Origin of the sequence: Streptomyces filipinensis (genome assembly GCF_014649495.1) — a bacterium.
Classification (GTDB): Bacteria; Actinomycetota; Actinomycetes; order Streptomycetales; family Streptomycetaceae; genus Streptomyces; species Streptomyces filipinensis.
The window spans coordinates 136,904-149,939 of the sequence record NZ_BMTD01000002.1 but is presented as its reverse complement, the minus strand read 5'-3'; the positions used below and the strand labels follow the sequence as shown (position 1 = coordinate 149,939).

At 71.0% G+C, this 13,036-nt stretch carries 12 protein-coding genes; 9 read left to right on the top strand and 3 right to left on the bottom strand.

Annotated elements, in window-relative coordinates; translation table 11 throughout:
* The first annotated feature begins 23 nt into the window (after positions 1-23).
* From IE244_RS05735 to IE244_RS05720, 4 genes are all read left to right on the top strand, one after another.
* Positions 24-620 carry a M48 metallopeptidase family protein gene (locus tag IE244_RS05735; protein ID WP_031163435.1) on the top strand — a complete coding sequence of 199 codons (597 nt, stop codon included), beginning with the start codon at positions 24-26 and terminating at the stop codon, positions 618-620.
* A 129-nt stretch (positions 621-749) separates the two neighbouring features.
* Positions 750-2,474, top strand: coding sequence for a TerD family protein (locus IE244_RS05730; RefSeq protein ID WP_191871543.1), 1,725 nt, complete (start codon positions 750-752; stop codon positions 2,472-2,474).
* A gap of 12 nt (positions 2,475-2,486) precedes the next feature.
* Positions 2,487-3,167 (top strand): AIM24 family protein, encoded by a 681-nt coding sequence (locus IE244_RS05725; protein ID WP_191871542.1) that lies wholly within the window; start codon positions 2,487-2,489, stop codon positions 3,165-3,167.
* 17 nt (positions 3,168-3,184) lie between these two features.
* Positions 3,185-3,940: an AIM24 family protein gene (locus IE244_RS05720; RefSeq protein WP_191871541.1), complete on the top strand. Its 756-nt coding sequence runs from the start codon at positions 3,185-3,187 to the stop codon at positions 3,938-3,940.
* A 45-nt stretch (positions 3,941-3,985) separates the two neighbouring features.
* Here IE244_RS05720 and IE244_RS05715 read toward each other — a convergent pair whose 3' ends face one another.
* Both IE244_RS05715 and IE244_RS05710 read right to left on the bottom strand, forming a co-directional pair.
* Positions 3,986-4,507, bottom strand: a complete 522-nt coding sequence (locus tag IE244_RS05715) for an NUDIX hydrolase (protein WP_191871540.1) — start codon at positions 4,505-4,507, stop codon at positions 3,986-3,988.
* A complete protein-coding gene (locus IE244_RS05710) occupies positions 4,504-5,946 on the bottom strand; it encodes a zinc-dependent metalloprotease (protein ID WP_191871539.1) in 1,443 nt (480 codons plus the stop codon). The genes IE244_RS05715 and IE244_RS05710 overlap by 4 nt, the downstream gene beginning before the upstream one ends.
* A gap of 192 nt (positions 5,947-6,138) precedes the next feature.
* On the opposite strand from IE244_RS05710, the gene IE244_RS05705 reads away from it, so the two are divergent.
* From IE244_RS05705 to IE244_RS05690, 4 genes are all read left to right on the top strand, one after another.
* Entirely contained in the window at positions 6,139-7,251 is a 1,113-nt protein-coding gene (locus IE244_RS05705) for an SDR family oxidoreductase (protein ID WP_191871538.1), read from the top strand.
* A 119-nt stretch (positions 7,252-7,370) separates the two neighbouring features.
* The gene (locus IE244_RS05700) at positions 7,371-7,832 is read left to right on the top strand and encodes a molybdenum cofactor biosynthesis protein MoaE (protein ID WP_191871537.1); all 462 of its coding nucleotides are present in this window, start codon (positions 7,371-7,373) and stop codon (positions 7,830-7,832) included.
* 128 nt (positions 7,833-7,960) lie between these two features.
* Positions 7,961-8,134 carry a hypothetical protein gene (locus tag IE244_RS05695; RefSeq protein WP_167349445.1) on the top strand — a complete coding sequence of 58 codons (174 nt, stop codon included), beginning with the start codon at positions 7,961-7,963 and terminating at the stop codon, positions 8,132-8,134.
* 50 nt (positions 8,135-8,184) lie between these two features.
* Positions 8,185-9,279 (top strand): YlbL family protein, encoded by a 1,095-nt coding sequence (locus tag IE244_RS05690; protein ID WP_191871536.1) that lies wholly within the window; start codon positions 8,185-8,187, stop codon positions 9,277-9,279.
* Between the two features lie 72 nt (positions 9,280-9,351).
* Here the strand turns inward: IE244_RS05690 and IE244_RS05685 are convergent, their stop codons facing one another.
* Positions 9,352-9,894, bottom strand: coding sequence for a PPA1309 family protein (locus IE244_RS05685; RefSeq protein WP_191871535.1), 543 nt, complete (start codon positions 9,892-9,894; stop codon positions 9,352-9,354).
* Between the two features lie 163 nt (positions 9,895-10,057).
* Between IE244_RS05685 and IE244_RS05680 the strand changes: the two genes are divergently transcribed.
* Positions 10,058-13,018, top strand: a complete 2,961-nt coding sequence (locus IE244_RS05680) for a UPF0182 family membrane protein (RefSeq protein WP_191872082.1) — start codon at positions 10,058-10,060, stop codon at positions 13,016-13,018.
* The last annotated feature ends 18 nt before the right edge of the window (positions 13,019-13,036 follow it).

Here is a 13,036-nt window from a genome sequence, read left to right as displayed (position 1 = left end):
TGCCCAGCGGGTAACGTCGGGGCGTGCCCGCCGACCCCCTGCACCGCGCCGGAAACCCACAGCGCAGCACGACGAGCCAGCCGCCCGGCGGCTCGGGGGCGAGCGCGATCGAGGTCCGCAGGAGTGCCCGGCGCCGCCGGACGGTCTCCGCGTACCGCGAGGGCGATCGCACCGTCGTACTGATCCCCGCCCGGATGTCGAAGGCCGAGGAACAGCGCTGGATCACCGTCATGCTCGACAAACTCGCCGCCCAGGAGAGCAGACGGAAGCTGGGGGACGCCGAGCTGGGCGAGCGCGCCGAGCGGCTCTCGGACCAGTACTTCGCAGGCCGGGCGCGCCCCGCCTCCGTGCGCTGGGTCACCAACCAGAACACCCGCTGGGGTTCGTGCACCCCGGCCGAGGGCAGTATCCGGCTCTCGCACCGGCTTCAGGGCATGCCCGACTACGTCATCGACTACGTCCTCTGCCATGAGCTGGCCCATCTGCTGGTCCCCGGTCACGGGCCGGACTTCTGGCGGCTGCTGGAGGCCTATCCGCGTACCGAGCGGGCCCGGGGCTACCTCGAAGGGGTCGTCGCCGCCGAGCGGCTGCCGCATGTGCCGGGGGCGCGCGCGGAATGAGCCGCGCGGCGTCCGTCCGCCTCCGGGCGCGGTTGTGTACCGGGTGTGTACCGGCTGCGTGCGATGTCGGACTTTGCCGTTAGCCTGGCGCGACGCACTCACACTCGGGATGGGGGACGGTCGTTACGCATGGCCAGGGACTTCCAACGCGGCCACAAGGCCAGGATCAGTGACCTCACGGCGGGCACGGATCTGTACGTAGGCGTGCAGATCTCCGCCCCCGGGCTCACCTTCGACATCAGCTGCTTCGGCCTGGACGCCGACGAGCGCCTCTCGGACGACCGGTACTTCGTCTTCTTCAACCAGCCGAAGTCCCCGGAGGAGTCCATCCAGCTGCTGGGGGGCCAGGCGGGCGACACGGAGTCGTTCCGGGTCACGCTGGACCGGATCCCCTCGCAGATCCGCAAGCTGTCCTTCACCGCGACCCTCGACGGCGCCGGACAGATGTCCCAGATCGCCCCCGGATACCTGCGCATCGTGGCGGGCGGCGAGGAGATCGCGCGGTATTCCTTCAGCGGCGCGGAGTTCTCCACCGAGCGGGCCGTGATGCTCGGTGACTTCTACTTCAAGGACGGCTGGCGGTTCGCCGCGGTCGGGCAGGGCTTCGACGGCGGCCTGGAGGCGCTGCTGAAGAACTTCGGCGGCGAGGTGCTGGAGGAGGAGGCGCCCGCCGCCCCGCAGCAGCCGCAGACCGGCGCCGCCCCCGGCTTCGCCCCGCCCGCCCAGGCCACGGCCCCGCCGTCGTTCGCCGCGCCCAGCGCCCCCGCCCCGGCTCCCGCACCGGCGCCCGCCCCGCAGCCCGCCGCCCAGGGCTTCGCCCCGCCGCCCGGCGGCACCCCGCCGCACGGCTTCACCCCGCCCGGCCAGACCCCGCCCCCGGCCCCCGCGGCGAACGTGCACGGCGCTCCGACGGTCATCGCCCCGCTCGCCCCGCCCGCCCCGCCCGCCGGCGGCACCGTCCCGCCGCCGGCCCCGGCCCCCGCGCCGTACGGCCACCGGCAGCAGCAGCCGGCGTACGGCCAGCAGCCGCCCTCCTACGGCGGCCAGCCCACCGCGCCCATGCCCCCGGGCTACGGCCAGCAGCCGCCCTCCTACGGCGGCCAGCCCACCGCGCCCATGCCGCAGGGCTACGGCCAGATCCCCGGCCAGCAGCCCGGCGGCTACGGAGCCCCGCAGGGCGCCCCGCAGGCCGGCGCAGGTGTGACGGCCGCGCTGCAGGCGTTCAAGGAGACGCCGACCGGTCAGCGCTGGACGCAGCAGAACAAGAAGCTCATCCGCGTCGACCTCGGCATCGGCGGCCAGCCGGTGCTGGCGCGGCAGGGCAGCATGGTGCTGTACCAGGGCAAGGTCGACTTCGGCTACAAGGGCGCCGGTTTCGCCGGGCGGATCGTCGGCAGCGCCACCGGCCAGGAGATGCAGCTGATGCGCTGCACCGGCCAGGGCCAGGTGTTCCTCGCCGAGAACTCCACCCACCTGCACCCCGTCGAGCTGCAGGGCGACGCGATCTGCGTCTCCGCCGAGAACGTCCTCGCCTTCGACGAGGGCCTGCAGTACGAGGTCCGCCGCATCGAGGGCCACGGCATCCCCGGCGGCGCGCTGTTCACCATGCAGTTCCAGGGCACCGGCACGATCGTCGTCAAGACGCACGGCACGCCCGTGGTGCTGCCGGTCACGCCGACCACGTTCGCCGACTGCAACGCCGTCGTCGCCTGGTCGGCCGCCTCCCAGGTGATCGTCTCCAGTCAGGTCCGGATGCGCCGCAACGCCTACCCGGGCGACACCGGCGAGAGCGTCAACCTCCAGTTCCGGGGCGCGCCCGGCAACTTCATCGTCGTCCAGCCGTACGAGGTCTAAAGGGAGCCCGTCATGAACCAGCCGCTCGCGGGCTACGCCCCCGCACCCGTCACCGCCCGCATGGAGAACCACGGCAGTCACATGCTGAAGGTCGCCATGCAGACCGGAAACGACCTCCTCGCGCGCGTGGGCTCGATGGTCGCCTACGAGGGCTTCATCCAGTACGAGCCCAACCCGCCGGCCGTACGCCAGATCGCCCGCGACTGGATCACCGGCGAGGGCGCGCCCCTGATGAAGTGCTCCGGCGACGGACTGCTCTACCTCGCCGACTACGGCGCGAACGTCGTCGTGATCAACCTCAACGGCGACGGCATCTCCGTCAACGCCACCAACCTGCTCGCCTTCGACGCCCATCTGACGTGGGGCGTCGAGCGGGTCAAGGGGCTCGCGAAGTTCGCCGGGCAGGGGCTGTGGAACACGAAGATCTCCGGGCAGGGCTGGGTGGCCCTGACCTCCCGGGGCAAGCCGATCGTCGTCGACTGCGGCGGTGGCGAGGACGAGACGTACGTCGACCCGGACGCGCTCGTCGCCTGGTCGCCGAACCTGCGAGTGAAGGGCAAGCGCAGCTTCAAGGCGCAGTCGCTGATCGGCCGGGGCAGCGGAGAGGCCTACCAGATGGCGTTCTCCGGCCAGGGCATCGTCGTCGTCCAGCCCAGCGAGGACAGCACCGACCGCATCCGGGTCCGGGGCTGAGGGGGAGTCAGAAAGCCATGCAGAGCCCGCTTTTCGCGCACAACGACCTGCAGACCCAGGAGCGCTGGAGTCTGCAGAACTCGCAGCTGCTCCGGGTCGTCCTGGAAGGCCACGACGACATCCTCGCCCGCAAGGGCACCATGGTCGCCTACCAGGGCCTCGTCGAGTTCGACGCCGAGTACCGCAGCAACAACCAGGCACGCGCCCATGCGTACACCGGCGAAGGCCTGGACCTGATGCGCTGCCACGGGCAGGGCACGGTGTACCTCGCCAACCTCGCCCAGCACGTGCACGTCATGGACGTCGAGCAGGACGGGCTGACCGTCGACAGCTCCTACGTCCTCGCCATGGACTCCTCGCTGCACCACGAGGTCATCGCCGTCGACAGCCTCTACGGCATCTCCGGCTCCGGGAAGTACCAGCTGAACATCACCGGGCGCGGCAGGGTCGCCCTGATGACCTCCGGCGCGCCGCTGCTGATGCAGGTCACCCCCGACAAGTACGTCAACTGCGACGCGGACGCGATCGTCGCCTGGTCCACCGGGCTGCGCGTGCAGATGCAGGCGCAGACGCACTCCTCCGGGGTGTGGCGCCGGCGCGGGAACACCGGTGAGGGCTGGGAGCTGAGCTTCATGGGGTCCGGGTTCGCGCTGGTCCAGCCCAGTGAGCTGCTGCCGCCGCAGAACGCGGTGATCGGCCAGGGCCTCGCCGCCCAGTTCGGCATGGGACAGCACGGGGCGCGGGCGCAGAACCAGGGGAACGTCTGGAGCTGAGGACGAGGCGCGGGGTGACCGCCCGGGCGGTCACCCCGCACCCGTTCACAGCCGGGCGCGTGTCGCTTCCAGCAGCCGCACGACCGACGCGTCGGCCACGTCCCCCACCTCGTCGTAGCCGAACCAGCGCAGGTCGAGCGACTCGTCGCTGATGGCGTGCTCGGCGCCGGGCGGGGCCAGGACCGCGTACTGGACGTCGTAGTGCCAGTGGCAGGGCGCCGGGATCGGATGCCGGTCCAGGCGGACCGGGCCGCCCGGCAGCAGCGTCAGCCCGGAGACGCCGGACTCCTCCGTCGCCTCGCGCAGCGCCGCCGCCTCCAGGGCCGGGTCGCCCGGCTCACAGTGGCCGCCCATCTGCAGCCACATCCGCAGCTTCCGGTGCAGGGTGAGCAGCACCCGGCCGCGCTCGGGGTCGATCACGAGCGCGCTCGCAGTGACGTGGCCCGCGTGGCAGGCCTTCCACATGCCGTCCGGGTGGGCCGCCAGATGGTCCAGATAGGCCTGGCGCAGCTCCGCCTGGTCCTCGTAGCCCTTCAGGACGAGGACCGCGTCGTCGTACAGGCTCACTCGGCGTCGTCGCCCTTGCCGTCGTCGTCCTTCTTGCGCAGGTCCGGCTTGCCCTCGGAGCCGCCCGCCGCCTCCCCGAGCATCTTGTCCAGCTCGGAGAAGTCCAGCTGCTCGCGGTGCACGAAGCCGTCCGGGTCGTCCAGGTCGGTCGCCGTCGGCAGCATGTCCGGGTGGGCCCACAGGCCGTCCCGGCCGTCGACCCCGCGCGCGTCCGTGAGCGAGGCCCACAGGCGGGAGGCGTCGCGCAGCCGGCGCGGGCGCAGCTCCAGGCCGATCAGCGTGGCGAACGTCTGCTCCGCGGGGCCGCCGGTGGCACGGCGGCGGCGCAGGGTCTCGCGCAGGGCGTCGGCGGACGACAGACGCGGCTTCGCCGCCGCGTGGACCACCGCGTCCACCCAGCCCTCGACCAGGGCCAGAGCGGTCTCCAGACGGGCCAGGGCGGCCTTCTGCTCCGGCGTGTCCTCCGGCTGGAACATGCCCTGCTGCAGGGCGTCCTGCAGCTGCTCGGGGTTCTGCGGGTCGAACTGGCCGACCACGTCCTCCAGCTTGGCGGTGTCGACCTTGATGCCGCGCGCGTACCCGTCGACCGCGCCGAACAGGTGCGAGCGCAGCCACGGCACATGCGCGAACAGACGCTGGTGGGCCGCCTCGCGCAGGGCCAGGTAGAGCCGCACCTCCTCCTGCGGCACACCGAGGTCCTTGCCGAAGGCCTCCACGTTGGCCGGGAGGAGCGCGGCCCTGCCGGCCGGGCCCAGCGGCAGGCCGATGTCGCTGGAGCCGACGACCTCGCCCGCGAGCACACCGACGGCCTGCCCGATCTGCGTGCCGAACATGGCGCCGCCCATCGAACGCATCATGCCGATCAGCGGGCCCGCCATGGCCTGCATCTCCTCCGGCAGGACGTCGCCCATGGCCGCGCCGACGCGCTCGGCGACCGGGTCGACCAGCTCCTGCCAGGCGGGCAGGGTGGCCTCCACCCACTCCGCGCGGGACCAGGCCACCGCCGAGGCCGAGCCCGACGGCAGGGACGTCGCGTCGTCCAGCCACAGGTCGGCCAGGCGGACGGCCTCCTCGACCGCCTTGCGCTCGGCTGGGCCCACGCTCTGGTCCTTGGTGCCGTCCGGGGTGCCCTGGGCGACCGTCTGGCGGGCGATCTGCTTGGCCATGTCCCAGTTCACCGGGCCGCCCTCGTAGGAGAGCATCTGGCCCAGCTGCTGGAACGCGGCGCCCAGGTCGGTGGGGTTCAGGGACCCGAACATGGCTGCGAGCGGATTGTCTGCACCAGGGTCGCCAAAGCCCCCGGCTCCGGGCAGGCCGCCGAAGCCGAACGGGTTGGCCGGTCCCTGCCCACCACCGCTCTGCTGGTCCTTCTTCTTGCCCTCGTCGCCGTCCTCCGGCTCCTCCGGCGGAAGGCCGAAACCGAATGGGGTGTCACTCACGGGATTCCTCGGCTGGTAAGGCCACCGGTTTCGCTCCGGCGGCGCGGCTGCCCGACAACACCACCCAGCGTAGACACCCGGACCCGATCGGGCCTCGGTGCTTCGCCCACGGCAGGCCTGCGGCAGGATGGATGCACCTGGTACGTACGCGTCAGTCGCGCTCGTACTGAAGACAACCGCTGGAGACGCCCGGTGAGTTCCCCAGATCCACAGGTTCGCGCAGCGCGAAACCCCTCAACCCCTTCCGCCGTCCGCGGACCCGTCGTCGCGGTCACCGGCGCCGCCGGCGGCGTCGGTGCCCTGCTCACCGAGCGGCTCGCCGCCTCCGAGGAGATCAAGCAGGTCATCGCCATCGACGAGCGGCGCGGGGAGTGCGCAGCCGCCGTGTGGCACATCCTCGACGTGCGCGACCCCGCCATCGCGGACAAGCTGCGGGGCGCCGACGTGGTCGTCCACCTCGCGCTCGACCTCGATCTGGAGACCGATCCGGCGGCGCGCAGCGCCTACAACGTCCGGGGGACGCAGACCGTCCTGACGGCCGCCGCGGCGGCCGGCGTGCACCGGGTCGTGCTGTGCACCTCGGCCATGGTCTACGGCGCACTGCCGGACAACGAGCTGCCCCTGTCGGAGGACGCCGAGCTGCGCGCGACCGCCGAGGCCACGGGCGTGGGGGACCTGCTGGAGATCGAGCGGCTGGCGCGGCGGGCGCCGCGGGCGCACCCGGGGCTGAACGTCACCGTCGTACGGCCCGCGGTGCTGGTCGGGGGCACGGACACGGCGCTGACCCGGTACTTCGAGTCGCCGCGGCTGCTCGTCGTCGCCGGGTCGCGGCCCGCCTGGCAGTTCTGCCACGTCGAGGACCTGTGCGGCGCTCTGGAGTACGCCGTCCTGGAGAAGGTCGACGGGGAACTGGCCGTCGGCTGCGACGGGTGGCTGGAGCAGGAGGAGGTCGAGGAGCTCAGCGGGATCCGGCGGATGGAGCTGCCGTCGGCCGTCGCGCTGGGGGCGGCGGCCCGGCTGCACCGGATCGGACTCACGCCGTCCCCGGCGGGGGACCTGGCGTACACGATGTACCCCTGGGTGGTCAGCGGGAGCCGGTTGCACGACGCCGGGTGGCGGCCGCGGTGGACCAACGAGGAAGTCCTCGCGGAGCTGCTGGAGGAGGTCTCCGGACGGCACACGGTCGCCGGGCGGCGGCTCGGGCGCAAGGACGCCACGGCCGCGGGTGCCGCGGGAGCCACGGTGGCCCTGCTCGGCGCCGCTGCCGTGGTCCGGCGGGCCCGCAAGGCCCGGCGGCGCCTGTGAGGGGCGCCCGGGGCGCAGGAGAGCGGGGCCGCGTCGTACAAGCATCCAAAACGCCCCACGCGCGTGCCTGGTGAATCTCGTATTCCCCCGTGTCACAGGGGTGCGGCACGATGGGAGGCATGGCACATGCGAACGAGCACCCCGGTGAGCAGGCGGCGCAGGATCCCATCAAGCTGATCGGCGTCCGGGAGACCGCGCTCTCCGTGGACGAGGTCTTCCAGGCCGTCGGGGACGACGCGGCCGGGGGTGTCGCGCTGTTCGTGGGGACCGTGCGCAACCACGACGGGGGCACCGACGTGGACGCCCTCGGGTACTCCTGCCACCCCAGTGCCGAGGCCGAGATGCGGCGGATCGCCGAGAAGGTCGTGGCCGAGTACCCGGTGCGGGCGCTGGCCGCCGTGCACCGCGTGGGGGACCTGCGGGTCGGGGATCTCGCCGTGGTGGTCGGCGTGGCCTGTCCGCACCGGGCCGAGGCCTTCGACGCCTGCCGCAAGCTGATCGACGACCTCAAGCACGAGGTGCCCATCTGGAAGCACCAGAGGTTCTCCGATGGGACGGAAGAGTGGGTCGGCGCCTGCTGACGTGCGTCACTCGGGGCATCTGCGCCCCCCAGGTTGCGTAACCGGCCCCCTCGCGTGAGCGTTGTCAGTGCGGATGGTTAATCTGCTGATCAGTCAGTTGCGGACACTCACGGCGTTGGGAGGCCGGCATGGGGGCGCTTGTCTGGCTGCTGATTCCGCTCGTGGCCGGGATCGGTGGCGGCCTGTGGGGCAGTTGGGCCAACCGCACCCGCAAGGTGCGCGGTGACGGCCCCGAACTGGACGGCTACGCCCGGTTCCGCGAGGCCATGGAGAAGTCCCACACGGGAGCCGGCGGCGCCTGACGGGGGTGCCCTGACGGCCCGCTGACGCAGCCGTCCCGTACTGTCGTGGCATGCCACGCCGCACCGCGACGATGCTCGCCTCCACCCTGATGCTGATCGCGCTCCTGTGCGCGGGAGTACTCATCCCCGTGCCGTACTCGGAGATGTCTCCCGGCCCGACCGTGAACACGCTGGGGGACCACGACGGCGAGCCGGTGCTGCAGATCACCGGGCACCAGACGTACCCCACCGACGGCCACCTGAACATGACGACGGTCCGGGTGACCAGCGCGGACTTCCGGATGAACCTGGTGGAGGCGGTCTACGGCTGGCTGGCGCGCGACAGCAAGATCGTGCCGCACGACACGCTCTACCCGGACGGCAAGACCGAGGAGCAGTCCACCCAGGAGAACGCCGAGGAGTTCAGCCAGTCCCAGGAGAGCGCCAAGGTCGCCGCCCTGAAGGAGCTGGGCGTTCCCGTGAAGTCCTGGGTGATCGTCTCCACCGTCGTCAAGGGCTCGCCGGCCGAGGGCAGGCTGCACGCCGGTGACGTGATCAAGGCCGTCGACGGTACGGCCGTGAAGCAGCCCTCCGACGTCGCCAAGCTCGTCACCAGGCACAAGCCCGGGCAGAAGGTCGTGTTCACCGTCGTCCCCGTCAAGGAGCAGGCGGCCGCCGAGAAGGCGCACCGGACCGCGACGAAGACCCAGGACGTCACGATCACCACGGCCACCTCCGACGACAGCGGCGCCAAGCGGGCCATCGTCGGGATCTCCGCCGGGACCGACCACACCTTCCCGTTCACCATCGACATCAAGCTCGCCGACGTCGGCGGGCCGAGCGCGGGCCTGATGTTCGCCCTCGGCATCTACGACAAGCTGACCCCGGGCAGCCTGACCGGCGGGAAGTTCGTCGCCGGTACCGGCACCATCGACGACAACGGCACCGTCGGGCCGATCGGCGGCATCGACATGAAGACCGTCGGCGCGCGCGACAAGGGCGCCCAGTACTTCCTGACGCCCGCCGACAACTGCGCGGCCGCCGCCAAGGACACCCCGAGCGGGCTCAGGCTGGTGAAGGTCAAGACGATCGGGGACGCGCTCGACGCGCTCAAGGACATCCGCAGCGGGAACACCGGGGCGCTGCCCACCTGCGCCAAGAGCTGAGCCGGTCATGACACGGCTGGGGGCGCCCCGCAACGCAGGGGCGCCCCCATCGCCGTACCGCGTCGGGCGGGATCAGTCCGCGAACGTCGCCGCCAGGGCCTCCGCCAGTCCGGGCACCAGGTCCGGGCCCGTCAGGACCTCCGTCGGGGAGTCCTTCTCGCGCAGCCGCAGAGCCGACTCACGACCCCCCTCGCGCAGCACCGCGACGGTCATCCGCACCTCCTGACGCTCGGGGTGCTCGGCGACCCACTTGGCCAGCTTCGCCTCGCTGAGGTTCTTCGGGACCTGCGCCTCGGCGGAAGGCGGCAGCATCAGGCGCTCCACCGACAGCGCGCAGCCGGTCACCGCGTCGGGCCAGGCGATGGTGCCGAGGAACTCGTCCAGCGGTTTGCCGGACGGGATCTCGTCCTGCTCGATCGGGGTGAGACCGGTGGGGGCGGACGCGTCCTCAAGGCCCAGCTGGGCCGCCAGTGCGGGTTCCTGGGTCCGTAGCCGTGCGGTGTCGACAAGGGCGAAGAGGCGGGCGGGCTGGTCCCAGCCGAGGCCGGAGACGTACTCGTCGATCTCGAGTACGGCCCGGGTGAGCGGGCTCGCTGCCATGGGAGTGTTGGACATGGTCACAATCCTGCCTCGTTCCTCACCGGAATCGGGAACCGAGCAGTGCGTGAGTAAGTTGCATAGGTGTTGGCCCGCGATCACGGGGGGCAACCGAGGGCCCGCGAACACGAGGGCCTGACGGATCGACAGCGACTTCGAGGTGCGCACCTTGGCTTTCCAGATGCCGGACCGCGGCGGAGGCCCGACGGGGCCACGGATCAGAGCGGGCCGCCCGTCCCGGCGGGCGAGGACCCTGCTCATGACACTGGGCGTCCTGGCCGTGCTCGGCATGGCGTTCACCATGTTCGCGGGCTTCTGGACGGACTGGCTGTGGTACCGGTCGGTGCACTACTCGTCCGTGTTCACGACCACGCTCTGGACCAAGATCGGCCTCTTCTTCGTCTTCGGTCTGCTGATGGCGGTCGCGGTGGGGGTCAACATCTGGCTGGCGCACCGGCTGCGGCCCCCGCTGAGTGCCATGTCCATGGAGCAGCAGAGCCTCGACCGCTACCGGATGGGCGTCGCGCCGTACAAGAAGTGGCTGCTGCTCGCCGTCACCGCGCTCGTCGGGCTGATCGCCGGCGCCTCCGCGGCCGGCCAGTGGCGGACCTGGCTGCTGTGGGTCAACGGCGTGCCCTTCCACCAGAAGGACCCCCAGTTCCACCTCGACGTCTCCTTCTACACCTTCGACCTGCCCTGGTACCGCTTCCTGCTCGGCTTCGGCTTCGCCACCGCCATCCTGTGCCTGGTGGCCGCCGCGCTCACGCACTACCTGTACGGCGGGCTGCGCGTCACCAGCCCCGGCGCACGCGCCACCGCCGCGGCGACCGGACATCTGTCGGTGCTGCTCGGCGTCTTCGTCGCCCTGAAGGCGGTCGCCTACTGGCTCGACCGGTACGGCCTGGCCGTCAAGTCCAGCGACTTCAAGGCCACCGATGACTGGGCCGGCCTGCGCTACGTCGACGCCAACGCCTATCTCCCGGCGAAGACGATCCTCTTCTGCATCGCCGTCATCTGCGCGCTGCTCTTCTTCGCCACGCTGTGGCGGCGCACCTGGCAGCTGCCGGTCATCGGCTTCGGCCTGATGGTCCTCTCGGCGATCCTGATCGGCGGGCTGTACCCGGCGATCGTGCAGAAGTTCCAGGTCCAGCCCAACGAGCAGGCCAAGGAAGCCCCGTACGTCCAGAAGAACCTCAAGGCGACCCGCGAGGCGTACGGCATCGACGCCACCAAGGTCACCGAGTACCCGGGCAAGTCCAGCACCCCGGACAAGTCCACGCTGCGCGCCAAGGTCGGTGACGCCGCCAGCATCCGCATCCTGGACCCGAACGTCGTCTCGCCGACGTTCCAGCAGCTCCAGCAGATCCGCAACTACTACGGCTTCCCGACCAACCTCGACGTCGACCGGTACCCCGCCAAGGACGGCAAGGACCAGGACACGGTCATCGGCCTGCGCGAGCTGAACCTGGACGGCGTCCCGAAGAACAACTGGATCAACGACCACTTCCGCTACACACACGGCTACGGCGTGGTCGCCGCCAAGGGCACCGAGGCCGCCGACGGCCAGCCGGTCTTCACCGAGAAGGACCTGCCGTCCAAGGGCGACCTGCCCCGGTACGACCAGCGCGTCTACTACGGCGAGAAGACCACCACCTACTCCATCGTCGGCGGTCCCCAGAAGGAGGTCGACTACTCCGACGACAAGGGGGAGAAGACCACCAGCTACACCGGAAAGAGCGGCGTCAACCTCGACAACCCGCTCAACCGGGCCGCGTACGCGGTGGCGTTCAACGAGCCGCAGATCCTCTACTCGGGCGCGATCGGCAAGGGCTCGCGGATCCTGTACAACCGCACGCCCAAGGAGCGCGTCGAGGCGGTCGCCCCCTGGCTGACCATCGACGGCGACGCCTACCCGGCCGTCGTCAACGGCCGTATCCAGTGGATCGTCGACGCGTACACGACGTCGAACGGCTACCCGTACTCCTCCCGTACGACCCTCGGTGACACCACGGCCGACTCGCTGACCGCCACCAACAACTCCCGCACCGTGGTGGCCCAGCAGAACCAGGTCAACTACATCCGCAACTCGGTGAAGGCGACCGTCGACGCGTACACCGGCGACGTCAAGCTGTACCAGTGGGACACCCAGGACCCGGTGCTGAAGACCTGGATGAGGGCCTTCCCCGGCACGGTGCAGCCGCGCACCGCCATCTCCGCGGACCTGATGGCCCATCTGCGCTATCCGCAGGACCTGTTCAAGGTCCAGCGCGAGCTGCTCACGCGGTACCACGTGACGGACGCGCAGACGTTCCTCACCGGCAGCGAGGTCTGGCAGGTCCCCGACGACCCGGCCAACGACTCGGGCAGCGCGGTGCCGCCGTACTACCTGAGCATGAAGATGCCCGACCAGAGCCGGGAGGCGTTCTCGCTGACGTCGACGTACACGCCGAACGGGCGGGACAACCTCAGCGCGTTCATGGCCGTCGACTCCGATCCGCGCACCAGTGACTACGGCAGGATCAGAGTGCTGAAGCTGCCGACCAGCACCACGGTCGACGGCCCCAAACAGGTGCAGAGCAAGTTCAATTCCGAATCGGACATCGCCGAGACCATCAGCCTGCTCAGCCGCGGGCACTCGAAGGTCGAGTACGGCAATCTGCTGACGGTGCCGCTCGACGGCGGACTGCTGTACGTGGAGCCGGTCTACGTCCGGGGCGGTTCGCTGAAGTACCCGTTGCTGAGGAAGGTTCTGGTCACCTACGGCGGCAAGACCGCCTTCAAGGACACCCTGGACGAGGCCCTCGACGCCGTGTTCGGGGTGGCCGGTTCGACCAACCCACCGGACACCGGCACCACCAACCCGCCCACGTCCGCCAACCCGACCGTCCAGCAGGCCCTCGACGAAGCCCAGAAGGCCTACGACGCCGGGCAGAAGGCCCTGCAGAAGGCGGACGGGCCGGACTGGACCGCGTACGACAAGGCCCAGAAGGACCTGAAGGACGCGCTGAAGCGGGCACAGGAGGCGGAGGCCAAGGCCGGCCAGTCCGGCGGCGGCAAGAACGGCGACGGCAAGAACGGCGACGGCAAGAACGGCGACGGCAAGAACGGCGACGGCAAGAACGGCGGCGGGACCAAGAGTTGATCAAGCTCCCTCCGCGCC

Excerpts from the sequence above, each read along its gene's own strand:
- IE244_RS05700 (WP_191871537.1), top strand. The coding sequence starts at position 7,371 with ATGGCACATGCGAACGAGCACCCCGGTGAGCAGGCGGCGCAGGATCCC.
- IE244_RS05685 (WP_191871535.1), bottom strand. The coding sequence starts at position 9,894 with ATGTCCAACACTCCCATGGCAGCGAGCCCGCTCACCCGGGCCGTACTC.
- IE244_RS05680 (WP_191872082.1), top strand. The coding sequence starts at position 10,058 with ATGCCGGACCGCGGCGGAGGCCCGACGGGGCCACGGATCAGAGCGGGC.
- IE244_RS05725 (WP_191871542.1), top strand. The coding sequence starts at position 2,487 with ATGAACCAGCCGCTCGCGGGCTACGCCCCCGCACCCGTCACCGCCCGC.
- IE244_RS05730 (WP_191871543.1), top strand. The coding sequence starts at position 750 with ATGGCCAGGGACTTCCAACGCGGCCACAAGGCCAGGATCAGTGACCTC.
- IE244_RS05720 (WP_191871541.1), top strand. The coding sequence starts at position 3,185 with ATGCAGAGCCCGCTTTTCGCGCACAACGACCTGCAGACCCAGGAGCGC.
- IE244_RS05695 (WP_167349445.1), top strand. The coding sequence starts at position 7,961 with ATGGGGGCGCTTGTCTGGCTGCTGATTCCGCTCGTGGCCGGGATCGGT.
- IE244_RS05690 (WP_191871536.1), top strand. The coding sequence starts at position 8,185 with ATGCCACGCCGCACCGCGACGATGCTCGCCTCCACCCTGATGCTGATC.